The organism is Nonomuraea sp. NPDC000554 (genome assembly GCF_040300065.1).
In the GTDB taxonomy this organism is placed as follows: Bacteria; Actinomycetota; Actinomycetes; order Streptosporangiales; family Streptosporangiaceae; genus Nonomuraea.
The window spans coordinates 12,662-37,932 of the sequence record NZ_JBEPDC010000026.1; the positions used below are offsets into that span (position 1 = coordinate 12,662).

Here is a 25,271-nt window from a genome sequence, read left to right on the forward strand (position 1 = left end):
CTTGGACGGATCATCGCTGGATATCTAGCGTCGAGAGACGTGACAGCCACGATAGAGCGCGGTGCCTCGACCGCACCTGTTTCCACCCCCAAGGAGCCTTCTCCGGCGAAGGTGCCAACGCCCAAGAAGCCGGGCAGGTTCCTTGGTTCGTCGAACGGCAAGAAAGCCCTCATGGCGGTCACGGGCGCCGTGATGGTGCTCTTCCTCGTCCTGCACATGCTGGGCAACCTCAAGATCTTCCTGGGACGTGACTCGTTCAACGAGTACGCCGAGGCGCTGCGGACTCTCCTGGAGCCCATCGCTCCCTACCGGACCGTCCTGACGATCCTGGAGATCGGCCTGGTCGCCTCGGTCGTCCTGCACATGTGGGCGGCGATCTCGCTCGCGCGCCGCGCCCACCACGCCAGGCCGGTCAAGTACGTGGCCAAGAAGTCGCAGGCCACCGGCTACGTGACGCACATCATGCGGTTCGGCGGCATCACCATCCTGCTCTTCCTGGTCTGGCACCTGCTCGACCTCACCTTCGGCGTGGTGAACCCGAAGGGGTTCGACTCGGCCCCGGCCGACCGCATGATCGCCGGGTTCGCCGCGTCGCGCTGGTGGGTGACCGTCGTCTACCTCGTGGCCGTCGTCATGGTCGGCCTGCACCTGCGGCACGGCATCTGGAGCGCCTTCCAGACGCTCGGCTGGGCCAACCGCAACCGGTACCGGGCGCTGAAGGGGATCGCCGCGCTGGTCTCCGCCGTCCTGGTCATCGGGTTCCTCGCCCCGCCTCTCGCCATCACGTTCGGAGTGGTCAAGTGAAGTACACCGAGGGCTCGGAGATCCACGACACCAAGGCTCCCGCCGGCCCCATCGAGGAGCGCTGGGAGAAGCGGAAGTTCGGCGCCAAGCTGGTGAACCCGGCCAACAAGCGCAAGCTCCACGTGATCGTGGTCGGCACCGGGCTCGCCGGCGGGTCCGCCGCGGCGACCCTGGGCGAGCTGGGGTACAACGTCACGTCCTTCTGCTACCAGGACACGCCCCGGCGCGCGCACTCGATCGCCGCGCAGGGCGGGATCAACGCCGCGAAGAACTACCGCGGCGACGGCGACAGCGTCTACCGCCTGTTCTACGACACGGTCAAGGGCGGGGACTTCCGCGCCCGAGAGTCCAACGTCTACCGGCTGGCCGAGGTCTCGGTGAACATCATCGACCAGGCCGTCGCGCAGGGCGTCCCGTTCGCCCGTGAGTACGGCGGGCTGCTCGACACGCGCTCCTTCGGCGGCGCGCAGGTGTCGCGGACGTTCTACGCCCGCGGCCAGACGGGCCAGCAGCTGCTGCTCGGCGCGTACCAGGCGCTGGAGCGGCAGATCGCGGCCGGGACCGTGACCATGCACACCCGGCACGAGATGCTCGACCTGATCGTCTCCGACGGGCGGGCGCGCGGGATCATCGTCCGCGACATGGTGACCGGCGAGATCGAGCGGCACACGGCCGACGCGGTCGTGCTCGCGACCGGCGGGTACGGCAACGTGTTCTACCTGTCGACGAACGCCAAGGGGTGCAACACCACGGCGATCTGGCGGGCCCACGAGCGCGGCGCGTACTTCGCCAACCCGTGCTACACGCAGATCCACCCGACCTGCATCCCGGTCTCCGGCGAGTACCAGTCGAAGCTGACGCTGATGTCGGAGTCGCTGCGCAACGACGGACGGGTGTGGGTGCCGCTGCGCAAGGGCGACGACCGCGCTCCCGGGGACATTCCGGAAGACGAGCGCGACTACTACCTGGAGCGGATCTATCCGGCGTTCGGCAACCTGGTTCCCCGGGACATCGCGTCCCGCGCCGCCAAGAACGTCTGCGACGAGGGCCGCGGCGTCGGCCCCGGCGGGCTCGGCGTGTACCTCGACTTCGCCGACGCCATCAACCGCCTGGGCAGGGACGCCGTCGAGAAGAAGTACGGCAACCTCTTCGAGATGTACGAGCGCATCACCGGCGAGAACCCGTACGAGGTGCCGATGCGCATCTACCCGGCCGTCCACTACACGATGGGCGGGCTGTGGGTGGACTACGACCTGCAGACCACGATCCCGGGGCTCTTCGTGATCGGCGAGGCCAACTTCTCCGACCACGGCGCCAACAGGCTGGGCGCGTCCGCGCTGATGCAGGGGCTGGCCGACGGCTACTTCGTGCTGCCCACCACGCTCGGCGACTACCTGGCGGCCGGGCCGTTCGGCGAGGTCGACGAGGAGGCCGTGGCCGAGGCGGAGATCAAGGTGCGGTCCAAGGTCGACCGGCTGCTGGCCGTCAACGGGACCCGCACCCCCGACTCCTTCCACCGCGAGCTGGGCAAGCTCATGTGGGACTACTGCGGCATGGAGCGCACCGAGGAGTCGCTGCGCAAGGCCCTGGAGCGCATCCCCGAGCTGCGCGAGGAGTTCTGGCAGAACGTCAAGGTCTCCGGGACGGCCGAGGAGCTCAACCAGGTCCTGGAGAAGGCCGGGCGGGTCGCGGACTTCTTCGACCTGGCCGAGCTGATGTGCCTGGACGCGCTGGTGCGCACAGAGTCCTGCGGCGGCCACTTCCGCGCCGAGTCGCAGGACGCCGACGGTGAGGCCCTGCGCGACGACGAGCACTTCGCGCACGTCTCGGCGTGGGAGCGCACGGAGTCCGGTGAGACGGTGCTGCACAAGGAACCGCTCGAGTACGAGTACGTCAAGATGACCCAGCGGAGTTACAAGTGAACCTGACCCTTAAGGTCTGGCGCCAGAGCGGTCCGACAGATTCCGGACGGATGGTGACTTATCAGGTTAAGGACGTGTCGCCCGACATGTCCTTCCTGGAGATGCTCGACGTGCTGAACGAGCGGCTCATCCTCGAAGGCGACGACCCTGTCGCCTTCGACCACGACTGCCGCGAAGGCATCTGCGGCATGTGCGGCATGGTCATCAACGGCGTCGCGCACGGCGAGCAGCGGGCCACCACGACCTGCCAGCTCCACATGCGTCACTTCGAGGACGGCGCCACCGTCACCATCGAACCCTGGAGAGCCGCGCCCTTCCCCGTCGTCAAGGACCTCGTGGTCGACCGCAGCGCCTTCGACCGCATCATCCAGGCGGGCGGCTTCATCTCCGTCCCCGCCGGCTCGGCCCCCGACGCGCACAGCGTCCCCGTGCGCAAAGAGGACGCGGACGACGCCTTCGACGCGGCCACCTGCATCGGCTGCGGAGCCTGCGTCGCCGCCTGCCCCAACGGCTCGGCGTCCCTCTTCACCGCGGCCAAGATCACCCATCTCAGCCTGCTGCCGCAGGGCCAGCCCGAGCGCCTCACCCGCGCCAAGGCCATGGTGGACCAGATGGACCTGGAGGGGTTCGGCGGCTGCACGAACACCGGCGAGTGCACCGCCGTCTGCCCCAAGGGCATCCCCCTGGACGCCATCGCCCAGATGAACAGCGACTACCTCAAGGCCAACGCCAAGTAGCCGTCCCGGGGCCGCACAGCCACGCTGTGCGGCCCCTTCTCTCGCCGGGCGCTACCTGATTAGTATGTTTGCCAACGTACTAATCAGGAGTCATCCGTGCGCAAACCCGGTCGAGTGCTGGCCCGCGACGCTGAGTGGAGCGCGCTTGCCCAGTTCGTGGAGCATCCCGATCCGCACCTGCGCCTTGGCGTCGTGTCCGGACGCCGTCGGGTGGGCAAGAGCTACCTGCTGCGCGCGGTCGCCGAGGCCAGCGGAGGTCTCTACGTATCGGCCGTCGCCGAGGAGGGAGTGGTCGCCGCCAGGCGGCGCTTCGCCGCGGACATAGCGCGTTACGCGGGCATCGGCGCCGAGCTCGTCGGCGACTCCGACTGGGAAACTCTTCTGTCCACGGCCATTGAGCTGACCACCCGCCATGGCGGGACGTCCGGGCTACTGGTGATCGACGAGCTGCCGTACTGGATGGCTCATTCGCCCGAGATCCCCGGCCTGCTGCAGTTGCTCTACGACCAGTCGCAGGCCGGGCATATGCACGAAGGCGGGCGGGTGATCGTGTGCGGGTCGGCGATGTCGGTCATGAACGAGCTGCTGTCGGGCACCAAGGCGTTGCGCGGCCGGGCTGCGATCGATCTGCAGTTGCACCCGTTCGACCTGGCCACCACAGCGAACCACTGGGGGATCGGCGATCCGTCGGTCGCTCTGCGGGTCCACGCGATCTACGGAGGCTCTCCCGGATATCGCAACCTGGCCAACGTGCCCGGGCCGCAGAGTCTGGCAGAGCTGGACTTCTGGGTGGCCGCCACCGCCTTGGACCCACGTCAGGCGCTCTACTCCGGCAGCGAAGCGGAGTATCTGCTGCGTGAAGACCCGCGCTTCACCGGAAGCGCCCTGCATTACGCGATCATCAACGCTGTCGCGAACGGCGCGACCAGCCCCGCGAAGATCGGTGCGCTGCTGGAGCAGGCTCGGTCGGCGCTGGTGCGTCCCATCAACGCGCTGGTCAGCGCCGGGTACCTGCGATACGAGAGCGACCCGCTGTGGGAGCGGCGACCGGTGATCACAGTTGCTGATCCCATCGTGCGGTTCCACAACCTGATCACCGTCCCGCAGCGAGATCTGGTCGAAACAGGGCAGTCCGCAGAGGCGTGGCGCCGCGCCCGGGCCACGTTCGTCTCTCGCGTGCTCGGCCCGCACTTCGAGGAGTGCGCCCGCGACTGGTTGCGCAGCCAGGAGAACCTGTCCCTGCGAGGGAGCGCCGGGCAGGTCACCTCCACCGTGGTCAACGACAGAAACGGGCAAGCCAAGCACGAGATCGACGTCGTCGCCCTGGATATCAGGTCGGGGCGCGGGGTCATCAGCCTCATCGGCGAGGCCAAAGCGACGCTCACCAGGCGCGGAGTAGCGGACCTCGACCGGCTCGACGGCCTCAAGGCGCTCCTCCACCAGCAGGGACACGAGACAGGCCGCGCCATCCTGGCGATCTTCTCGATGGCGGGCTTCCAATCCGACCTGGTCAGCGCCGCTCGCCGCAGAGGGGACGTCCTGCTGGTCGAACTGCCCACGCTGCTCGGCCTCGGGGAGCCCCTGGTCACGCCGTTGGGGTGATAGCTACGCGAGCCATGGAGGATGGCCGCTAGGCATCCCAGGGTGGACTGTCAGGGGGCTTCGGCGACGGCGATGAAGATCGTGCAGCTGGCCAGGAACGGCTCCGAGGCGAGTCTGTCCAGCCAGGCGGGTGCGGAGGTGTCCAGGTAGCCGGCGTCCACGGCTCTGGCCGTCGTGCGGCGGAGCCCGAAGAGCTGGTCGGCCGTGTCGAAGTCGCTGATCACAGGGGTTACGGCGGTGACGGACCGGACGGTCAGACCAGCCCTGGTGGCCAGCCGGGCGAGGCTGCGGCCGATGTCCGGGTTCCTGATCACCTCGGTGGTGACGTACTGGGTGAAGGCCCGGCTGCGCGACAGGTCGGGGGAGTCGATGAGCAGGCCGTCCCAGTCGGGTTCCGCCATCACGATCCTGGCACCGGGACGCGCGACCCTGCCGAACTCGGCCATCACCCGCACCGGATCGGTCAGGTGCTGCAACACACGGTCCACGCGCGCCCGGTCCACGGTTCCGTCGTCGAGCGGCATGGCGTGCGCGTCCCCGACCCGCACTTCGACGTTCGGGTACGCGGCCAGCCGGGCGCGGGCCTGGTCGACCATGACCAGGTCGTGGTCGAGCCCGATCACCGAACCGGCCGGGGTGACACCGGCCGCGAGGTCGGCCAGGTCGGTTCCCGGGCCGCAGCCGATGTCGAGCGTGGTCTGGCCCGGCTGGAGGTCGAGGGCCGCGAGGACGTTCCGCTTGTAGGCCCGTCCGGGGGCGCTGGCGGCGAGCTGGTCGAGGTAGTCGATGGTGGCCATGCGGGCAGTCAAACAGATCGGTGTGCAGGTCCCGCGGCGCCGATGTCGAGATCCGGTGCACGCGTTCCGCCGAGGCCCGGCTGTTTGTCAGGTTGGTACGGGTTAGACGCGGTGTGCGAGTTGCGTCAGGCTCGGGTGCGCGGTTGCGTCAGGTTTGGGTGCGCGGTTGCGTCAGGTTCGGGTGTGCGGGTTGTGTCAGGTTTGGGTGCGCGGGTTGTGTCAGGTTCGGGTGTGCGGGCTTCGTCAGGGGTGGTCGTCGGGCGCCCAGGCGGCGGTCGCGTCGAGACGTCCGCGCCAGAGCTTCTCGCCCTCGCCGCCCGGCTCCCAGCTGCTGGTGAAGTCGAGGAGGGCGCGGCAGCGGGCGAGCATGGCGGCGTGGCGCTCCGGCCACCCGGGGATTGGGTCGCCGTAGGCGCTGAAGAAACGCGGCAGCAGCGGCACGTGCTCGGGGTGGTGGGTCCGGACGATCCACTCGCACCAGGCGAGATCCTCGACCGGGGTGCCGGGGTGGGCCCATTCCCAGTCGAGGATGGCGGCCGTCTCGAAGGTGGCCGGGTCGAAGAGCAGGTTCTGGGGGCCGTAGTCGCCGTGGACGATCCCCAGCCTGTGGATGCGGGCCAGGGTACGGCCACAGCCCTCCAGGACCTCGACCGCGCGGCCCTCGTCCAGGAGGTCCTGGCCGTGCGCGCCGCGGACGAAGCGGGTGGTCACGCTGGTCGCGGTGACCTCGTGCACGCGCGGCACCGGCAGCCGCCCGCGCAACCTGCGCAGGAACCTGCTCTCGGTGCGCAGCCGCGTCGCCGCGTCAGGGCCCTGGTAACACTTGACGACCAGAGCGCCGTCGCCGACCGTGCTGTTGGTGTACCCGTGCTTCACAGAGACCGATTCTGGCGCACCGGAGAGCCGGACGTTACCTGACGCGCGGTGCATGCGAAAAGGGCATCCGATCGGTGCAGAGGCCGCGTTCCGGACGCCATCGGGGTGAGTCATCCCTCGGGGTAGAGGCCCCGTTCGGGGCGATATCGGGATGGGCTGCCCCTCGGGGTATGCGCCGCTTTCCGGGTGTGATCGGGATGGGCTGGCCTTCGGGGTATGCGTCGCTTTCCGGGCCTGATCGGGATGGGCTGGCTCTCTGGGTATGCGTCGCGTTTCGTCGGATGGGCTTTCTCGTGGGGTGAGGGCCGCTTTCCGGGTGTGATCGGGATGGGCTGGCTCTCTGGGTATGCGTCGCGTTCCGGGTGTCGTCGGATGGGCTTCCTCTGCGGCTACGAAGGTCTGACCCCAGCGTCCAGCGGGCCGCGCGGCTGGGCGCGGGCCGCGTCGCCCGGACGGGCTGGACCTGGCCGCCGCCACCCGTCGCGACCAGGCCATATACCCGCCGGACGACCGTCAGACGCGGCACGCGGACGGACCTGCCGGGCGCCCCTTCCGGCCGGAAAATCATTTGCCCGGCCAGTCAGCGCTCAGTCAACCTTGACGAGCTATGCGCTCCCTTCCTGAAGCCGATCCCGGCGTGCCCGACATCCGCAGCCCGCTGCGCTATTTGTGGTGGAACGCCCGCAGCCAGGCGCCCGCCCTTCTGACGGGCATCGGCTACGCGACCGTGTGGTGGCTGGTGCAGGCGCTGGTCCCGGCCGTGCTGGGGAAGGGCGTCGACGCCGTCACCGCCAAGGACACCGGGGCGCTGATCACCTGGTCGGCGATCCTGTTCGCGCTCGGCCTGGTGCAGGCCGCCACCGGGGTCCTGCGGCACCGGATGGCCGTCTTCAACTGGCTGTCCGCCGCGTACCGGACCGTCCAGGTCACCACTCGGCAGGCCGCCCGGCTCGGCGCGACGCTGCCCAAGCGGCTGTCGACCGGCGAGGTCGTCAGCGTCGGCAACTCCGACATCGCGCACATCGGCGGCTCCATGGAGGTCCTGCTGCGCGGCACCGGCTCCGTGGTGGCGATCATCGCCGTCACCGTGATCCTCATCTCGACGTCGCTGCCGCTCGGCCTGATGGTGCTGTTCGGTGTCCCGCTCATGGCCGTCGCCATCGCGCCGCTCCTCAAACCCCTGCACAAGCGGCAGAAGGAGCAGCGTGACCTGACCGGTGACCTGTCCACCAGGTCCGCCGACATCGTCGCCGGGCTGCGGGTGCTCCGCGGCATCGGCGGCGAGCAGGTGTTCGCCGACCGCTACCGCGAGGAGTCGCAGCGGGTGCGGTTCGCGGGCGTCGGCGTGTCCAGGGTCGAGTCGATGCTCGAAGGGGCGCAGATCCTGCTGCCCGGCGTGCTCATCGCGGTCGTCACCGGCATCGGCGCGTCCTTCGCCATCGGGGGCGAGATCACCGCGGGCCAGCTCGTCGCCTTCTACGGCTACGCGGTCTTCCTGATCGGCCCGATGCGCACGCTCACCGAGGCGGCCGACAGAGTGACCAAGGGGCACGTGGCCGCCCGCCGCGTGGTGCGCATCCTGACGATCGAGCCCGAGGTCTCCGGCGGCGCCGGCACCAGCGAGGGCGGCGTGCTGCGCGACTCCTACAGCGGGGTCACCGTCCAGCCCGGCATGCTGACCGCCATCGCCGCCAACGCCCCCGAGGACGCCATCGCCATCGCCGACCGGCTCGGCCGCTACGCCGACGGCGATGTCACCTTCGGCCCCGTCGACCTGGCCACGCTGCCGATCGACGAGGTCCGCTCGCGCATCCTGATCGCCGACAACGCCGCCCGCCTGTTCACCGGCACGCTCCGCGACGAGCTGGACGTCCGCGGCGGCTCCTCCGACGAGCAGCTGCGCCAGGCGCTGCGGAACGCCTGCGCCGAGGACATCGTCGAAGCGCTGCCCGACGGCCTCGACGCCGAGGTGGCCGAGGCCGGGCGCGAGTTCTCCGGCGGACAGCAGCAGCGGCTGCGGCTGGCCCGCGCCCTGCTCGCCGACCCCGAGGTGCTCATCCTGGTCGAGCCCACCAGCGCCGTCGACGCCCACACCGAGGCGCGCGTCGCCGAGCGGCTGGCCAAGGCCCGCGCCGGACGTACGACGCTGGTCTGCACCACCAGCCCGCTCGTGCTCGACCGCACCGAGCACGTGATCTACGTGGAGGACGGCAGGGTGCTCGCCGAAGGCACGCACCGCGACCTGCTGGACTCCACGCCCGAATACGCCGCCACCGTGACACGAGGGGAGGACTGACGAATGGCTCGCGAGATCCTGCCGGTCGCAGACGAGAAGCAGGTACGCGCCTACGCCAGGCGGCTGACGCTGAAGTACCCGCGCCAGCTCACCTTCGCCCTCGCCCTGCACGGGCTCGCGGCGATCGCCGGGCTGGCCGTGCCGTGGCAGCTCGGCGCGCTGGTGCAGAACGTCCAGAACAACGGCCAGGTGAACGTCACCCTCGTCATCCTCGGCATCGGCGGCTTCCTGCTGCTCCAGTCCGTGCTCATCCGGTACGCGGTGCTCGCCTCCGCGACGCTCGGCGAGCGGGTGCTCGCCGAGCTGCGCGAGGAGTTCGTGGACCGGGTCCTCGGGTTGCCGCTCTCCACTGTCGAACGGGCAGGATCGGGTGACCTGATCACCAGGACGTCCCGCGACGTCGACTCGCTGTCGCGGACCGTCCGGCACGCCGTGCCCGAGACGCTGATCGCGATGGTCACCTTCGCGATCACCATCGGCGCGCTGCTGCTGGTCGGGCCGCTGCTCATGCTGCCCATGCTGATCGCCGCGCCGATCATCTGGATCTCCAGCCGCTGGTACCTGAACCGGGCCCGCGACGGCTACCTGCGTGAGAACGCCGCCTACGCCGACATGACGGAGGGCCTGGCCGAAACCGTCGAAGGCGCCAGAACCGTCGAGGCGCTCGGCCTCCAGCGCCGACGCAGGGAGCGCACCGACCGCGACATCGGCCGCTCCTACGCCGCCGAACGGTACACGCTCGGGCTGCGCACGCGGTGGTACCCCGCCGTGGAGCTCGGCTACGTGATCCCGGTCGTGTCGACCCTGCTGGTCGGCGGCCTGTTCTACAGCAGCGGCTGGGTGACGCTCGCCCAGGTCACCGCTGCCACGCTGTACGCGCAGCAGCTCATCGACCCGCTCGACCGGTTCCTCATGTGGATCGACGAGCTCCAGGTGGGCGGCGCGGCCATGGCGCGGCTGCTCGGCGTCGCCAACGTCCCCGACGACCGTGAGGCGACCGCCGACCGGCCGTCCGGTGAGGCGCTGGAGGCCGACGACGTCCGCTACGCCTACCGGGCGGGCCACGACGTGCTGCACGGCGTGTCGCTGACGGTCCGGCCGGGGGAGCGCCTGGCGATGGTCGGCCCGTCCGGCGCGGGCAAGTCGACGCTCGGACGGCTGCTCGCGGGCATTCACGGCCCGCGCACCGGCGTGGTGTCGGTGGGCGGCGTGCCCCTCGTGGACCTGCCCTTGGACGACCTGCGCGGCCACGTCGCCCTCGTCACCCAGGAGCACCACGTCTTCAAGGGCACCCTCCGCGACAACCTGCTGATCGCCCGCCCCGACGCCGACGACGCGGCCGTCCGCAAGGCGCTCGAAGCGGTGGACGCCCTCGACTGGGTGGACGCCCTGCCCGACGGCCTCGACACCGCCGTCGGCTCGGGCAACCTGACGATCTCCCCGGCACACGCGCAGCAGCTGGCGCTGGCCCGCCTGGTGCTGGCCGACCCGCACACACTCGTCCTGGACGAGGCCACCTCGCTCATCGACCCCCGCGCGGCCAGGAACCTGGAACGCTCGCTCGCGGCGGTGCTCGACGGTCGCACGGTCATCGCCATCGCCCACCGCCTGTACACCGCCCACGACGCCGACCGGGTCGCCGTGGTGGAGGACGGGCGGATCAGTGAGCTCGGGTCGCACGACGAGCTGGTGGCGGAGGGCGGCTCCTACGCCGCCCTGTGGAGCAGCTGGCACGGCACCCCGACCTCCACCCGCACCTGACACCGTCGAGGCCCTGCCGGCCCCTGCCGCCTCCCATGGGGCCCTACCTGCTGGCCTGCTGTCCGAGCCGCCCGGCGAGGCGGTCAGGGAGTGGGTCAGCACTTGGTGCCCGGCTTGGGGAGGGTTCGGTCGGTGAAGTAGCGGTTGATGTGGTCGCGGGCGCAGGGGTTGGCACCGTAGAGGGTGTGGCCGGGGCCGTCGAACGACACCACCGAACTTCCGGGAACCTGGGCGACGACGCGGCCGACGGCGTCGGACTCGCCCCAGGCCCCTGCGCCGAGCAGCGGCGGCAGGCCCTTGGGCAGGGCCGTCGGCGGGTTGGTGACCGGGGTGGGCCAGCCGACGCAGCCCAGGCTGGCCGTCGCGATGGTGTTGGCCGTGCCCGCGTTGGGGGCGACCTTGCGGAGGCGGGCGATGCTCGCGTCAATGTCCGCGCGCTTGGCGGGGCGGGGCCAGTCGACGCACTCGGTGACGCCCGTTGTCTGGTCGGGGTAGCGGGCACCGCGCGCGGGGACGAAGCCGGAGGCGTCGCCCTTGCTCGCCTTGCGGATCGACTCGGCCAGGGCCGGCCACGTGTCAGGGCCCTGCCGGGACGAGGCCACCACGAAGGACTGCAGGTCACGGCCCGTGTACGCGATGCCGGCCGACTTGGCGGGGATCGGCGTGCGATCGGCCCTGGCGACCAGGCCGCGCCAGAGGCGGGGCACGTCCTGGCAGTCGTGGGAGGCGCACCAGGTGAAGAAGCGGTCGATGAACTGCTCGTTGCTCTTGGCCATCTCCTCCAGCTCGCCGTTCCAGTCGGAGGTGCTGTGGTTCCAGGTGCCGTCGAGGACCATGGTGCGGACCTGACCGGGATACAGGCCCGCATAGGCCTGGGCGTAGAAGCCGGCGTAGGAGGCGCCGTAGAAGTTGAGCTTGGCGTCGCCGAGCGCCTTCCTGATCGCCTCCATGTCTCTGGCGTGGTCGGCGGAGCTCATGTTGGCGAAGAGTTCGGGGTCTTTGTTACGGCAGGCCTCGGCGTAGCCGCGGTTGGTGTCGGAGAGCCTGCCGAAGTCGGCGTCGTCGGCGGGGAAGTCGGGCAGGGGGACGCGGGTCCAGGTGCACGGCAGGCCGGTGCTGGTGCCGCCGAACTGCTCGCCGTACCCGCGAGTGTCCCAGGTGACGATGTCCATGCGTTCGCGCAGCTTGGCCCACCAGTCTCCGAGCCGCTGGGTCATGCCGATGCCGGGCGCGCCGGGGCCGCCGTACGCCACCAGGACGGACCCCTCGCTGGTGCCGGTCGACTTCAACCGGCCCAGCTTCAGAGTGATCTTGCGGCCGTCGGGCTTCTGCCAGTTCAGCGGCACCTGGAGATCGGCGCACTGCATGCCGATCTTGTCGTCGGGACAGGCGCCCCAGTCGGGACCGGCAGCCTGCTGCGCGTGGACGCCCGAGCTCACGAGGGCCAGCGCCAGAGCGATTGACTTGAGCATGGCCGCAACGATCCCGGAACGGGGTGCCCGCGCACATCGGCCCACGGTCTGGATCTGCACGGCCGGTAATCAGACCAGAGGATGTCAGCCCACGGTCCGAGAGCACCGGCGCAGGACGGCCGTCACGGGAAGCGCGACCGTCACGGGGAGCGGGGAGCGGCGCGCCCCGCTCGGCCCGCGACTCCGCCTCGGCGTGCCGCCTACTCCCCGAGGGAGCGCTTCAGGAAGTCGACCTGGAGCAGCAGCAGGTTCTCCGCCACGACCTCCTGCGGCGTCATGTGGGTGACGCCCGACAGCGGCAGCACGCTGTGCTGACGCCCCGCCGCCAGCAGCGCGGACGACAGCCGCAGCGTGTGCGCCGCCACCACGTTGTCGTCGGCCAGGCCGTGGATCAGCAGCAGCGGCCGCTCCAGCTTGGCCGCGTCGCCGAACAGGGAGGAGTTGTCGTAGACGTCCGGCTGTTCGTCGGGGTGGCCCAGGTAGCGCTCGGTGTAGCAGGTGTCGTACAGCCGCCAGTCGGTCACGGGCGCGCCCGCGACGGCGGCGTGGAAGACGTCCGGCCTGCGCAGCACCGCCAGCGCGGCCAGGAAGCCGCCGAAGGACCAGCCGCGGATGGCCACCCTGGACAGGTCGAGGTCGTCGGGGTACTGCTCGGCCACGCCGTGCAGGGCGTCGATCTGGTCCTCCAGGGCGGGGGTGGCCAGGTCGTTCAGCACGGCCCGCTCGAACGCGGGGCCCCTACCGGGGGTGCCGCGCCCGTCGGCGACGACGACCGCGAAGCCCTGCTCGGCGAACCACTGGCTCTCCAGGTAGCCGCCGCGCCTGGCCAGTACCCGCTGCGCGTGCGGCCCGCCGTACGGGTCCATGAGGACGGGCAGCTTACGCGAGCCCTGCTCGTGCCAGGACGGGAGCACCACGGCCGTGGCCAGCTCGCGACGCCCGGAACGGCCGAGCGAGACCCGCAGGTCGAGGCCGGGCCGTTCGGCCAGCGACGGGATCGGGATCGCCATGCCGTCGCGCCGCACCACGGTGGTGGACACGCCCTCGTCGTCGAGCGTCTGCTCGGTCAGGACGCCGACGCCGCCGGACATCCGCCCCGAGAACACCCCGGACCGGGTGGACACGGGCAGCAGCGAGTTGCCGTCCCAGGTCCAGAGCTGAATCTCGGTGGGGTCGCCGCTCGCCCTGAACAGCACGCTGTCGTGATCGACGTCCAGCACGTCGCGCACCTGCAGGGTCGGCGGGGTGACCGCGCGGTCGCCGACGAACAGGCGGTTGCCGCCGTCGGCGGACGCCACCCAGACCAGCGAGCCGTCGTCGAGGTGGGCGGGGACGCCGGTGACGACGTCCACCCAAGCAGGGTCGGTGTCCTCGCGGACCAGCGTGGACACCCCCGTCTCCGGATCGACGGAGAACAGGCGCAGCCGCTTCTGGTCGCGGGACATGGTCACGATCGACAGCGCGTGCGAGTCCCAGGACGCCGTCGTGAGGTACTCGTCCTCGAACGGGACGGCCACCCGCGACCCGTCGAGCCCCAGCACGAACAGCTCCGTCACCGCGTTCGGCGTGCCCGCGGCCGGGTAGCGCTGGGCGGAGGCCGGGCGGTCGGGGTTGGCCGGGTCGGCGACGTACCAGGTGCGGACGGGAGCCTCGTCGGCGCGCTCGACCAGGAGCGCGTCGCTCGACGGCGACCACCAGTGGCCGCGCATCCGGTCCATCTCCTCGGAGGCGATGAACTCGGCCAGCCCGTAGGTGACGGTGGAGGACTCGGGCGTGGCCAGGGCCCGGTCGTCGCCGGACGTGAGGTCCTGCACGTGGCACGCGCCACCGGTGACATAGGCGACCTGTCGCCCGTCGGGGGAGATGCGGGGGTCGATGACCGCGCCCGCCGTCTCCAGCCGCCGCGTCAGGCCGCTCGCAAGCTCCGTCACGTACAGGCTGCCTGACAGGGCGAACACGGCCGTACTCACCGCCGAGTCGGTGGAGTAGCCGACCACGCCACCCGCCTGCTCACGGCTGCGCTCGCGCCGGGCCCGCTCCTCCGGGGGCAGGTTCTCCTCGTCGGCGTCGAGCGTGCGCGGATCGACGACCAGGCGTTCGACGTGCGTTTCCGTGTCGAGTTCCCACAAGCAGGTCACCGGGTCGGAGCCGGAGCGCGTCCGTAGGAAGACGACCCTGTCACCGTCGGGAGAGATCGTGAAGCCCCTGGGCACCCCGAGGGTGAACCGGCGGGTCCTGGCAGACAGGCGCGGGAAACTCTCACTCATGGCCCCAATCCTGCCAGTAGCCGGGGATTGGTTACGCTCGGACTCATGACGGACCGACGGCTGCTGCTCGTGCACGCTCATCCGGACGACGAGTCGATCGGCACCGGCGCGACCATGGCGAAGTACGTCGCCGAGGGCGCCCACGTCACGCTCGTGACCTGCACGCTCGGCGAGGAGGGCGAGATCATCCCCGCGGACCTCGCGCACCTGGCCGCCGACCGCGACGACACCCTCGGCCAGTACCGCATCGGCGAGCTGGCCGCCGCGTGCCAGGCGCTCGGCGTGGAGGACCACCGCTTTCTCGGCGGCCCGGGGCGCTGGCGCGATTCGGGCATGATGGGAGTCGCCTCCAACGACCGTCCCAACGCCTTCTGGCAGGCCGACCTGGACGAGGCCGCGGGCGAGCTGGTCAAGGTGATCCGCGAGGTGCGTCCCCAGGTCCTGGTCACCTACGACGAGAACGGCTTCTACGGGCATCCCGACCACATTCAGGCGCATCGCGTCGCGCGGCGGGCGTTCGAGCTGGCGGCCACCCCCGGCTTCGGCGAGGGCGAACCGTGGCAGATCGCGAAGTTCTACCACACGGCCGTCGCCCGCTCCGTGATGTCGCGCACCGCCGAGGCGCTGCGCGAGGCGGACGTCACGTTCATCACCGAGGACGTCGACGACATGCCGTTCGGCAGCCCCGACAGGGAGATCACCACGGAGGTCGACGCGCGTCCCTGGGTCGGCAACAAGCTGGAGGCCATGCGGGCGCACGCCACCCAGATCACCGTCGACGCGCCCTGGTTCGCCCTGTCCAACAACGTCGGCCAGGAGGCGCTGGGCGTGGAGCACTTCATCCTGGCCAGCGGCGTGCCGGGGCCCGCGATGCCGGGCCCACCGGCAGAGTCGGGCGGCATCGGCGGACCAGCTGACCGCGAGAACGATCTGTTCTCCGGCATCCACTAACCTCAGCGGCATGGAGCAACGCAGCCAGGGCGAGTCAGCGCTCGGCGGGGCCGCCTACGGCATGCTGTTCGTGCTGGGCGTGGTCATGGGTGTCGTGGGCGGGTTCACCCAGGCCTGGCAGGTCGGGCCGGTCCCGGTCGCGGCGATCGGGTGGCTGGCCGGGCTCTTCGGGGTCTGCCTCGGGGCGGGCAAGCTGATGGGGTCGCGGCTCGGGGCGTCGGTGACGGCGATCGGGTGGCTGCTGGTGTCGATGCCGTTCTCGTTCCAGCTCGCCCAGGGCGATCTGGTGATCTCCGGCGGGCCCGCCGGGTACGTGTACCTGTACGGCGGGATGGCGGCCGTCGTGGTGGCCATCCTGAAGTCGCCGTCCTCGGGGGGTTCGTGGTTGCTGCGTGGGCACGCTCCGGGGAATTCGACATAGCCGCATAAAGTATCTTTCGTGCACCAAGGTCCCACAGAGCGGCACATCGACGAGCAGACCTACCGCAAGGTCGTCGGACGGTTCGCCACCGGAGTGGCGGTCGTGACCACCAGGCTCGGCGGCGTCGACTACGCCATGACCGTCAACTCGTTCACCTCGGTGTCGCTGGACCCGCTGCTCGTGCTGTTCTGCGCGGAGAAACTCGCGCGCTTCCACGACGCCGTGATGGAGTCCGGCGTCTGGGGCGTTTCGGTGCTTCCGGCGTCCATGCAGGAGGCTTCGCGCTTCTTCGCCCGCCGCGGACGTCCCATCGACGGGCAAGTCGCCCGATGGCCGCACTATCGGGGCGAACTCGGCGTGGCGCTGTTCCAGGACGCCCTCGCCACCCTCGAGGCAACCACGACCGCGGTGCATCCCGGCGGCGACCACTCGATCGTGGTGGGCGCCGTCCATTCACTGGGCACGCCGTCGGACGGGGTACCGCTGATGTACCACGACGGCGACTACAAGACGCTCTGATCCCTGATCCGGACGCCTCCCGCGGCCTTGGCGTCCGAGAACGGCCGTGACCGGTTCGCGCCCGATGACGGCGGGCCGTGACGGGTTCGCGCCCGCTGACGAGCGGCCCGTGACGGCGTCGCGTCGCGCTCTCCTCGTCGGCCCGGCGGCTCGACGCGCTCAGCAAGACGGCCCCTGAGTTCTTGGACGAGGGCCACGAGGACCGGCTGACCGCCCGGCTGGCGGCGGAGGCCAGCCGACCGGAGCTGGCAGGAGAGGCCCTGCGAAGGAGAGGCCCTGCGAGGTTGGGCCCTGCGAGGTTGGGCCCTGCGAAGGAGAGGCCCTGCGAGATAGCGACCCTGCGAGATGGCGACCCTGCGACGGAGGCCGTGGTGGCCCGGTCCGCTGAGGGGCCGGGCCACCGTGGGCGGCGGCCCTACTGGGTCGACGGTGTCGTGCTGGGAGTGGCCGACGGCGTGGTGCTGGGAGTGGCCGACGGTGTGGTGCCGTCCGTCGGGGTCACCGACGGGGTCGCGCACGTGGGGATCGGCTCTTCGGCGGACGCGGGCGGGGTTGTGGTGTCCGTGACCGTGGTGGACGGGGTCGGCGTGTCCGTGGGCGCCGTGACCGTCGGAGACGGCGTCCCAGACGCGGTGGGCGTGTCGGACACGCTGGGCGTCTCAGCCGCGCTGGGTGTGCCAGACGCGCTGGGTATTTCGGACGTCGTGGGGGTGGCGTTCGTGCTGGGCGTCTCCGGCACCGTGGTGTTCGCGTCCGGAGTGTCTTCCGGCTGCTCGGTGCTGGGCTGGCAGGTGACCGTGGCCGTGACCGTCGTGGTGGGGCCCGCCACGGGCTGCGTGACCGTCGTGGCCGGTCCGGGCACGGACTGCGTGACCGTCACCGTCGCCGCCTGGGTCACCGTCACCGTCGCGGCCGGGGAGGCGCCGCTGGACGCGGTGACCGTGCTGGTCGCCTTGGGGGTGGCCGTCACCGTCCTGGTGGGCCAGGGGAGGGCCTTGACCTTGATCGACGGCTTGCCCTTCACCTTGTAGCTGCCCTTGCCGACCTTCTTGCTGGACTTGCCCGCGCCGGTGGTCACGGGGAGGTCGGTGGAGGTCGTCTTGCAGGACTTGCTCTTGCAGACCTTCTGCTTGACAGTGAACCTGGCGGCTCCGTCGTACGTGATGGAGACGTCCAGGTAGGAGACGCCCTTCTTCTTGACGATTTTCGTCTTCGCGGTGTACTTCCCGACCGTGGGGCCGGCCGTCGGCTTCGGGGTCGTGGTCGCCGCGGCTGGTAAGGCCACCTGCGCGTCGGGAGGAGTAGTGGACCGTAGGGGATCGGACGCTGACGTCTGGGTGATCGCGAGTCCGCCGGCTCCGGCCAGGGCCATGGTGCCGATCAGCGCTCCCAGGATGGTGAATCTCATAATCCTGCTCTTTTGGGAGATTTCAGGACGCAGATCATTATTCCGACTTGTCAAGATTGGTCAAGGCTGAGACGCATGGAGAGGCGCTACCGGTTCCGGCGGATGGTGAACTGGCTGAACCTGGCCACGCCGCTCGGACTGTTGATCTCCGTCGTCGGCGGGGCCGCCCGGCAGCCCGGGCCTGACGGGCTCGTGCTCGCCTACGGCTACCGCTACCGTTTCCCCATCGCGGGGGCCTTCACCGTCGGCAACGTGGTGCTGACCAGGCGGAACTCGCTCGACGACCGCCTCATCCAGCACGAGGGACGGCACGCTACCCAGTGGGCCTGGTGCGCGGGGCTGCCGATGCTCCCGCTCTACCTGCTGGCCATGCTGGTCTCGGTGCTCCTCTGCGGGCACCAGGCCTCCTACAACGTGTTCGAACGGCTGGCAGGTCTGGACGACGGCGGCTACCCGCGCGCACCCCTCTGGTGGAGAAGGCGCAGGTGAGGCCGGAGGTGCCGGAGTTCCGCCAGTTGCTGAGCGTCGCCTGGCACGGCGGCTTCCGGCCGGACATCGGAGACGCCGATCAGATCCCCGTGCTGCGCAGCGGCGGCCTCCCGCGTGCCGCCGCCTTGCGCAGGGTGAGGGCGGTGATGGCCAGCGCTGATATCGCGCCCGCGCACAGGACCGACGCCGTCGAGGGGCCCACGAGAGTGATCCCGGCTACCGTCAGGGCGGAGACCAGGGCGGCGATGGCCACGTACGTGCAGGCCGCCTGCCGTACCAGGCGGAGGCGGGCGGTTTCGGTGGCTAACAGGCGCTCTGCCAGCCACGCCAGCGCGGGCAGGAGGAGCACGCCGTGCATCAGCACGGCGTGGGCGGGCTTGAGGGACGTCGCCACGGTGTAGGCCAGTTGCTGGCTGCCCGAGTAGACCTCGATCACGCCACGGGCGATCATGACGGCGCCGAACAGCATCGAGGCCAGCAGGGTGGCGAAGCCTGCCCGCACGGCGAGCCGCATGCTGGGCGAGACCCCCGGGTTGGGCCGGAACGACGCCACCGTCAGCCAGATCGCCACCACGACCAGGCTGCCGCCCCCGGCCGCCAGTGAGCGGGACACCAGCGAGTCGACGGTGGAGGCCATGTTGAAGTGGGACGGGACGCCGCGCCACGCCTGGAGCGTGATGAGCGCGTACTCCGTCACCGCCGCCCCCGTGAACCCCCCGAGCAGCACGTTCCTGGTGCGCCCACGCAGCGGGACGAACCGCGCCACCCACGCCAGCGTGAGGACGCTCAGCCCGAACGAGACCCCGAACGTGAACGGCTTGCGCCACGAGACCGGGCCCTCCCACGGGCCGCCGTCGATCGCGAGCACTCCCAGGTGGAAGAGCCCGGCGAGGATCAGCGCCAGCCCGATCGCATACCAGAGACGAACCATGACGCCCATGGTCGCGAAGGCGCGGCGTTCTGGCGTCAGCCCAGGGTCTGGAGTTGGAGTACGCCCACGGACGTACTTCCAGGACACGAGCCCCCTCGCCGACGCGGCTTCGGAGGTCAGCCCGAGGTCTGGCCTGGGGGAGGCGGATCGCCGTCCATTGAGCTATAGTCGAATTCGTCTAGTCGAATTCGAATAGGAGGGCCGATGCCAGTACGCCCTTTGCGTACCCCGATGACCGTGGCCGTGCTAGGTCTGCTGGCTGAGCGCGCCCGGCACGTCTACGACATGCGTATGGAGATGCGCGAGCGCGGCCACGACCGCACTCTGAAGATCAAGAACGCGTCGTTCTACGACACCCTGCCCCGCCTGCTCAACGCAGGCCTGATCGTCGAAGGCGAGACGGTCCGCGAGGGCACCCGACCCGAGCGGACCCTCTATCGCATCACCGAGGCGGGCGGCTCGCGGCTGCGTGACTGGCTGCGCGAACTGCTCGACAGTCCCGAAGACGACGCCTCCGGTTTCATGGTCGCGCTGATGTTCATGTTCGCCTTGCCCCGAGCCGAGGTGATCGTCCTCCTCGAACGCCGCGCCGAGCGGCTGGAGCAGCATGTCAACGAAACCGGTCACGCGCTGAACGCCGCAGCCCGAGACGGTGTCGCGCCGGTGTTCCTGGCCGATCACGCCTTCCCTCAGGCTCTGCGCCGCGCCGAGCTCGACTGGCTACGCGCGTTCACGATCCAGCTCCGCGACCCGGCCACGCACTGGCCCGGCGCCGATTCCGACTCCACGACGCAGGACTCCACGACGCAGGACTCCACGACGAAAGATCGCGGGTAAATGAATCCTTCCCCCATTCACGAGACCAACCGCCTGCTGGCCCGCACCATCAACATCGGCGCCGACTTCGGCGCCGAGCTGGAACGAGGATGGACCGTTCCGGTCGGTCCGCACCATCTCGACCGGTGCCGCGAGGCCGGATTCTCCGCTATCCGGCTGGCGACGTGCTGGGCCGCGCACACCACCGAGTCCCGAGGACGATTCACGGTGGACCAGGCGGTCTTGGACGGCGTCGACCTCCTGCTCGACCAGGCGGCCGAGCGCGGGGTGGGCGTCGTCCTGAACAACCTGCAGGACCCCGAGCTGAACGCCGACCCGCCCCGCCACCTCGACCGGCTGCTCGCCATCACCCACCAGGTCGCCGAGCGCTTCGCCGGTCGCCCCGCCCAGGTGATGCTGGAGCCACTGGCCGAACCGCGCGGCCCTCTCGATCCCCTCTGGAACGACTACCTGCGGCAGATCCTCACCACCCTGCGCGAGGCCGACCCGGGCCGAGCCGTTGTCATCGGCCCGGCCTCCTACAACAACATGCGGCGCCTGCCCGACCTCCGCCTGCCGCAGGACGACCGCAACCTGATCATCACGGTCCACCAGTACTGGCCGACGACGTTCACCATGCAAGGCGAGACATGGCTTGGCACCGACACCCCGTTCGGCGACCCGGCCTCCTGGCTGGGAACGACGTGGGAAGGCAGCCACGAGGAACGCTCCGTGCTGTCCGGGGCCTTCGCTGAACTGGCCGAATGGGCACGCGTGCACGACAGGCCGATCTTCGTCGGGGAGTTCGGCAGCTCCAACAACGCCGACCCGCGCTCACGCGCCCGCTGGGCCTCCTTCAACCGGCGCCTGGCCGAAGAGCACGGTTTCTCGTGGGGCTACTGGTCCTTCGGGCCGACCTTCGCCTTGTACGACGAGAGCGCCGGCAGGTGGGATCCCGCCCTGCTCCAGGCCCTTGGCCTGGCCCGGGAGAACTGATCGACGCGCCACCGTCCGACAAGACCGGAAATCATCACCAGCATGGAGTCAGGGGGTCAGGAGGAGGGTGTGGGTCGCGGCCTGTTTGACCGACTCCAGCCTGGAGTACATCGGCAGCAGCTCCCCCTTGGCCCACAGGGGCGACTGGTCCCAGTAGTTGTCGTGGAAGGCGTGGCCTGAGGCGCCCGTGAGGTTGATCCAGCGGGACTTGTCCAGGTCGCTCAGGTCGACGACCATCCGCATCGACGGCACGGACGTGACCTCGTACCCCTTCTGCACGTTCCAGCCCGTCGCGGCCACGGCGTCCTTGCTGCCCGGCACCGCGAACGGGCCGCGGTTGAGCAGGGCCTCGACGGGCGCGATGCCGGACGTGCCGAGCGAGCCGTTGGTCAGGGTGAGCTGGTGCAGGTCGCCCCACCGCCAGTTGCGGACGTCGTCGCCCAGCCGGTCCGACAGCTCCTGGTAGGCCGAGGCCATCGCCTGGCGGAGGATGTCGTCGCGGGTCTCGGTCTGGTCCTTGGTCCTGGTGTCGTCCCAGAAGGGGTCGTCCGGGAGGGTGAGCAGCCGCCCCACCACCTCATACCAGCGGTCGCCGCCGCCCGGTCTGGCGCCCTCGGGGAGGTCGTCGTCGAACGTCAGCTTGAGCAGGTGGCGCCAGACCGCGTTGAAGTACGCGGCGGGGGCCGAGTCGAGGCCCTGCGAGCCGTCCCAGCCCTTGAGGAGGTCTCTCGCCTGGACGCTCGGCCCGGCCAGGCTCACCTTCTGCAGCGCGGGGACGAGCGTCTCGGCGAAGCCGTTGCGGCTGTCCTGCTGGATCCTGGACATGGCCGCCGTGTCGATCTTGCCCTTGTCGATCTCCTGCTTGAGCCGGTCGACGATGCGCTGGGAGCGGTATCCGTACGCCCAGTCCCTGGTCAGAAGCGGTTTGTAGCGCCTGGGGTCGGCCACCGCGTTGTTGGCGGTGACGATGTAGCCGGAGGCGGGGTCCTCCACCGAGGGGAGCTGGTCGTAGGGGATGGGCGCGGTCTTCCAGTCGTACTCGCCGGTCCAGCCGGGCACCGGCCAGGTGCCGTCGCCCTTCTGGCGCACCGGGATGCGCCCGGGCGCCTGGTAGCCGATCTTGCCGTTGGTATCGGCGTAGACCAGGTTCTGCGCCGGGACCTCGAACAGCGCCGCGGCCGCCCGGAACTCCTGCCAGTCGGTGGCCTCGTTGAGCGCGAAGACCGCGTCGGCGGTGCGGCCGGGCATGAGCGCGGTCCACTGCAGGGCGACCGCGTTCGCGCCCTCGCCCGGTTTGACGTCGCCCATCACCTCGTTGATCAGCGGCCCGTGCCGGGTGCTCCTGACGTTCAGGGTGACCGTGGCGCCGCCTGCCACCTTGATCTGCTCCTGCCTGGTCTCCAGCTTGGCCCACTGGCCCCGGTACAGGTAGGTGTCGTCCTTCACCTGCTCCATGAAGAGGTCGGCCACGTCGGGGCCCAGGTTGGTGAACCCCCACGCGATCTTGTCGGTGTGCCCGATGATGACGCCGGGCACGCCGGAGAACGAGAAACCGGTCACGTCGTACGAGCAGTCGATCGAGATCTTCCGGCAGTGCAGCCCGATCTGGTACCAGACGGACGGCATCGAGGCCGACAGGTGCGGGTCGTTGGCCAGCAGCGGCTTGCCGCTGACCGTGTGCTCGCCCGAGACCACCCACGAGTTGGACCCGATGCCCTCCCGGTCGGCGGTGCTCATGGTGCTGGGCACCGCGTCGAGCGTCTTGGCCGCCTGGGTGAGCGCGCGGCTGCCGTTCCGCCTGAACCGCGGCGCGGCCTGCTGGTCGAACCGGCCGTGCTCGACCGCGCCCTGGGTGACGATCGGCTGGTGCTTGTCGTACGGGTAGCGCGGGTACAGCTGCTCGACCCGTTCCCGAGGGAGGGTGGTGAGGGCGAGCGCCCTGTCGATCTCGTCCTCCATGTTGGAGCGCAGGTCCCAGGCCATGGCCTTGAGCCAGGAGATCGAGTCGAGCGCGGTCCACGGCTCGGGCTTGTAGCCGCCGTTCTGCAGCTTGAGTATCGAGTACTCCAGGCTGCGGTCGGACGCGTTCGGGTTGGCCGCGAGCCAGGCGTTCACGCCCTTGGCGTACGCGTCGAGGTAGCGGCGGGTGCGGGCGCTCAGCTCGGGCAGCTCCTGCTCGGCGACCCTGCGCCAGCCCATGGTCCTGATGGCCTTGTCGTTGTCGAGCGTCGCCTTGCCGAACAACTCCGAGAGGCGTCCGGACGTGATGTGCCGGCGGAGGTCCATCTCCCAGAACCGGTCCTGGGCGTGCACGAAGCCCTGGGCCATGAAGAGGTCCTCGGCAGAGTCAGCGTAGATCTGCGGAATCCCCGATTTATCGCGATAAATCTCTACATTCCCGGCTAATCCCGGCAGGCGCACCGTCCCGTCCACTTGCGGGAACGACCGGCGGACGGTGTAGACGAGGACCCCGGCCAGCACCAGGGCGAGCACGAGAAGAACGGTCAACACCCGCGCGAGCCATCTCAGCGGCCACGGCATCCACGCAAAGGGCTTCAACCTCACTTACCCCTCCCTCTCCCCATGCTCGGCAACAAGTGTGGCACCCCCTCGCCACTGCCATCGCCGTAGATCCCACTATTTTCGATCTTGTCCAGGGACGATGTCTTCAGCCCGCTTCTCGCCGGTTGGCCGCACAGGTGCTGACCGGGCGCAACGCGATTGCAACCTCGGACCTGGCTAGCTGTCACGTGGTGCTCTCGTCCACACCCCCGCGAAAGGACGGCACCCGGGCGGACGGTCTCCTGCCACACCGTCCGCCCCTCTCAACAGCGTGAGCGAGCTACATCGACCAGCTCTGCCCGTCGGGGGTGTCGGAGACGCGGACTCCCAGCGCGGCGAGGTCGTCGCGGAGCCGGTCCGAGGCGGGCCAGTCTAGGGATTCGCGGGCGCGGGCCCGCTGTTCCAGGAGCTCGGCCGCGCCCGCCGGGAGCACGCGCGGTCTGCCGATCTCCGTCGACAGGTCCAGGGCCAGCAGATGGTCCAGGTGCAGGAACGACTCGAACTTGGCGCCGGGCGCGATCGAGTCGTCCCGCTCCAGCTCCCGCAGGACGCGCAGCGCCGCCGGGGTGTCGAGGTCGTCGTCGAACGCGGCCTCGGCGCGCCGGACGTACTCGGCCGCCATCGGGGCGCTCGGCGACTCCGACCACTGCGCCACCCGGCCGCGCCACCGGCGGACGGTGCGGTCGGCGGCGTGCAGGGTGTCCCAGTTGAGGTTCACCTGGTGCCGGTAGCGATGTTCCAGGAAGGCCAGCCGCACGGCGAGCGGGTCGAGACCGGCCTCCGTGACGTCCGAGAGCAGCACCACGTTCCCCGTGGACTTGGCCATCTTGCGCCCGTCGAACAGCAGGTGCTCCCCGTGCACCCAGTGGCGCACGACCTCGTGCCCGACCGCCGCGTCGGACTGGGCGCGCTCGTCCTCGTGATGCGGGAAGCGCAGGTCGATACCGCCGGTGTGGACGTCGATGCGCTCGCCGAGGAAGCGCAGCGCCATGGCCGAGCACTCGACGTGCCAGCCGGGGAAGCCGCGCCCCCACGGGGTGTCCCAGGACAGCTCTCCCTGAGCGGGCTTCCACAGGGCCCAGTCGGCGTGGAAGCGCTTGCGCGGGTCCACCGGGCCGGGCTTGAGCGCGTCCAGTCGATTTCCGGAAATTTCGCCGTAAGTGGGGAAGGTTCGGACGTCGAAGAAGACCGAGCCGTCAGGCGTCGCGTACGCGTGCCCCTGCTCGATCAGCTTGGCGATCAGCTCGACCATCAGCTCGATCGTCTCGCTCGCCCGTGGCGTGTGCTCCGGCGGCCGCAGGTTCAGCGCGGCGGCGTCCTGGTTGAACGCGTCCTCGTAGAAGCGGGCCAGCTCCCACACCGAGCGGCCCTCCGCCCGCGCCTGCATGAGGACCTTGTCCTCGCCCACCTCGGCGTCGTCGACCAGATGGCCGACGTCGGTGACGTTCCGGCAGACCAGCACGCGTGTCCGCCGGCGCTCCAGCACCCGGCGGATCAGGTCGGAGAGCAGATAGGAGCGCAGGTTGCCGACGTGCGCGTGACGGTAGACGGTCGGCCCGCAGGTGTACATGCGCAGCACGCGGCCGGACGCGATCTCCTCGACCTGCCTCGTGCGCGTGTCGTAGATCCGCAACATCCTCCGAG

Annotated in this window: 20 protein-coding genes; 12 read left to right on the forward strand and 8 right to left on the reverse strand. The window is 70.2% G+C overall.

The window, feature by feature from the left end; all coding sequences use genetic code 11:
- Nucleotides 1-39 precede the first annotated feature (39 nt).
- The 4 genes from ABT294_RS37390 (at nt 40) to ABT294_RS37405 (ending at nt 5,065) form a co-directional block, all read left to right on the forward strand.
- On the forward strand, nt 40-804 hold the full coding sequence (locus ABT294_RS37390; RefSeq protein WP_350811136.1) for a succinate dehydrogenase cytochrome b subunit: 765 nt from the start codon (nt 40-42) through the stop codon (nt 802-804).
- Nucleotides 801-2,726, forward strand: coding sequence for a fumarate reductase/succinate dehydrogenase flavoprotein subunit (locus ABT294_RS37395; RefSeq protein ID WP_350811137.1), 1,926 nt, complete (start codon nt 801-803; stop codon nt 2,724-2,726). Before ABT294_RS37390 ends, ABT294_RS37395 begins: the two co-directional genes overlap by 4 nt.
- Entirely contained in the window at nt 2,723-3,463 is a 741-nt protein-coding gene (locus ABT294_RS37400; RefSeq protein WP_350811138.1) for a succinate dehydrogenase/fumarate reductase iron-sulfur subunit, read from the forward strand. Before ABT294_RS37395 ends, ABT294_RS37400 begins: the two co-directional genes overlap by 4 nt.
- 96 nt (nt 3,464-3,559) lie before the next feature.
- Nucleotides 3,560-5,065, forward strand: coding sequence for an ATP-binding protein (locus ABT294_RS37405; protein WP_350811139.1), 1,506 nt, complete (start codon nt 3,560-3,562; stop codon nt 5,063-5,065).
- 50 nt (nt 5,066-5,115) lie between these two features.
- Here the strand turns inward: ABT294_RS37405 and ABT294_RS37410 are convergent, their stop codons facing one another.
- Nucleotides 5,116-5,862, reverse strand: a complete 747-nt coding sequence (locus ABT294_RS37410; protein WP_350811140.1) for a methyltransferase domain-containing protein — start codon at nt 5,860-5,862, stop codon at nt 5,116-5,118.
- A 243-nt stretch (nt 5,863-6,105) separates the two neighbouring features.
- Nucleotides 6,106-6,738, reverse strand: coding sequence for a phosphotransferase (locus ABT294_RS37415; protein WP_350811141.1), 633 nt, complete (start codon nt 6,736-6,738; stop codon nt 6,106-6,108).
- 607 nt (nt 6,739-7,345) lie between these two features.
- On the opposite strand from ABT294_RS37415, the gene ABT294_RS37420 reads away from it, so the two are divergent.
- Entirely contained in the window at nt 7,346-9,034 is a 1,689-nt protein-coding gene (locus ABT294_RS37420) for an ABC transporter ATP-binding protein (RefSeq protein ID WP_350811142.1), read from the forward strand.
- Between the two features lie 3 nt (nt 9,035-9,037).
- Nucleotides 9,038-10,795 carry an ABC transporter ATP-binding protein gene (locus tag ABT294_RS37425; RefSeq protein WP_350811143.1) on the forward strand — a complete coding sequence of 586 codons (1,758 nt, stop codon included), beginning with the start codon at nt 9,038-9,040 and terminating at the stop codon, nt 10,793-10,795.
- Between the two features lie 95 nt (nt 10,796-10,890).
- On the opposite strand, the gene ABT294_RS37430 is transcribed toward ABT294_RS37425, so the two are convergent.
- The gene (locus ABT294_RS37430; RefSeq protein WP_350811144.1) at nt 10,891-12,267 is read right to left on the reverse strand and encodes an alpha/beta fold hydrolase; all 1,377 of its coding nucleotides are present in this window, start codon (nt 12,265-12,267) and stop codon (nt 10,891-10,893) included.
- A gap of 200 nt (nt 12,268-12,467) precedes the next feature.
- Complete coding sequence (locus tag ABT294_RS37435; RefSeq protein ID WP_350811145.1) at nt 12,468-14,534, reverse strand: S9 family peptidase; 2,067 nt, start codon at nt 14,532-14,534, stop codon at nt 12,468-12,470.
- A 45-nt stretch (nt 14,535-14,579) separates the two neighbouring features.
- On the opposite strand from ABT294_RS37435, the gene mshB reads away from it, so the two are divergent.
- The 3 genes from mshB to ABT294_RS37450 are packed head-to-tail and all read left to right on the forward strand — an operon-like array spanning nt 14,580 to nt 16,425.
- Nucleotides 14,580-15,485, forward strand: coding sequence for an N-acetyl-1-D-myo-inositol-2-amino-2-deoxy-alpha-D-glucopyranoside deacetylase (gene mshB / locus ABT294_RS37440; protein WP_350811146.1), 906 nt, complete (start codon nt 14,580-14,582; stop codon nt 15,483-15,485).
- 10 nt (nt 15,486-15,495) lie between these two features.
- The gene (locus ABT294_RS37445) at nt 15,496-15,906 is read left to right on the forward strand and encodes a DUF6113 family protein (RefSeq protein WP_350811147.1); all 411 of its coding nucleotides are present in this window, start codon (nt 15,496-15,498) and stop codon (nt 15,904-15,906) included.
- 18 nt (nt 15,907-15,924) lie between these two features.
- Nucleotides 15,925-16,425 carry a flavin reductase family protein gene (locus ABT294_RS37450; RefSeq protein WP_350811148.1) on the forward strand — a complete coding sequence of 167 codons (501 nt, stop codon included), beginning with the start codon at nt 15,925-15,927 and terminating at the stop codon, nt 16,423-16,425.
- A 415-nt stretch (nt 16,426-16,840) separates the two neighbouring features.
- Here ABT294_RS37450 and ABT294_RS37455 read toward each other — a convergent pair whose 3' ends face one another.
- The gene (locus tag ABT294_RS37455) at nt 16,841-17,833 is read right to left on the reverse strand and encodes a hypothetical protein (RefSeq protein WP_350811149.1); all 993 of its coding nucleotides are present in this window, start codon (nt 17,831-17,833) and stop codon (nt 16,841-16,843) included.
- A gap of 75 nt (nt 17,834-17,908) precedes the next feature.
- Here ABT294_RS37455 and ABT294_RS37460 point away from each other — a divergent pair, with 75 nt between their 5' ends.
- A complete protein-coding gene (locus ABT294_RS37460) occupies nt 17,909-18,322 on the forward strand; it encodes a hypothetical protein (protein WP_350811150.1) in 414 nt (137 codons plus the stop codon).
- A gap of 79 nt (nt 18,323-18,401) precedes the next feature.
- Here the strand turns inward: ABT294_RS37460 and ABT294_RS37465 are convergent, their stop codons facing one another.
- Nucleotides 18,402-19,253 carry a hypothetical protein gene (locus tag ABT294_RS37465; protein ID WP_350811151.1) on the reverse strand — a complete coding sequence of 284 codons (852 nt, stop codon included), beginning with the start codon at nt 19,251-19,253 and terminating at the stop codon, nt 18,402-18,404.
- Between the two features lie 204 nt (nt 19,254-19,457).
- Between ABT294_RS37465 and ABT294_RS37470 the strand changes: the two genes are divergently transcribed.
- Entirely contained in the window at nt 19,458-20,090 is a 633-nt protein-coding gene (locus tag ABT294_RS37470) for a PadR family transcriptional regulator (RefSeq protein ID WP_350811152.1), read from the forward strand.
- The gene (locus ABT294_RS37475; RefSeq protein WP_350811153.1) at nt 20,091-21,065 is read left to right on the forward strand and encodes a glycoside hydrolase family 5 protein; all 975 of its coding nucleotides are present in this window, start codon (nt 20,091-20,093) and stop codon (nt 21,063-21,065) included.
- Nucleotides 21,066-21,113: 48 nt separating this feature from the next.
- Here the strand turns inward: ABT294_RS37475 and ABT294_RS37480 are convergent, their stop codons facing one another.
- A complete protein-coding gene (locus ABT294_RS37480) occupies nt 21,114-23,606 on the reverse strand; it encodes a penicillin acylase family protein (protein ID WP_350811266.1) in 2,493 nt (830 codons plus the stop codon).
- A 301-nt stretch (nt 23,607-23,907) separates the two neighbouring features.
- Nucleotides 23,908-25,263 carry a cysteine--tRNA ligase gene (gene cysS / locus ABT294_RS37485; RefSeq protein ID WP_350811154.1) on the reverse strand — a complete coding sequence of 452 codons (1,356 nt, stop codon included), beginning with the start codon at nt 25,261-25,263 and terminating at the stop codon, nt 23,908-23,910.
- Between the last annotated feature and the right edge of the window lie 8 nt (nt 25,264-25,271).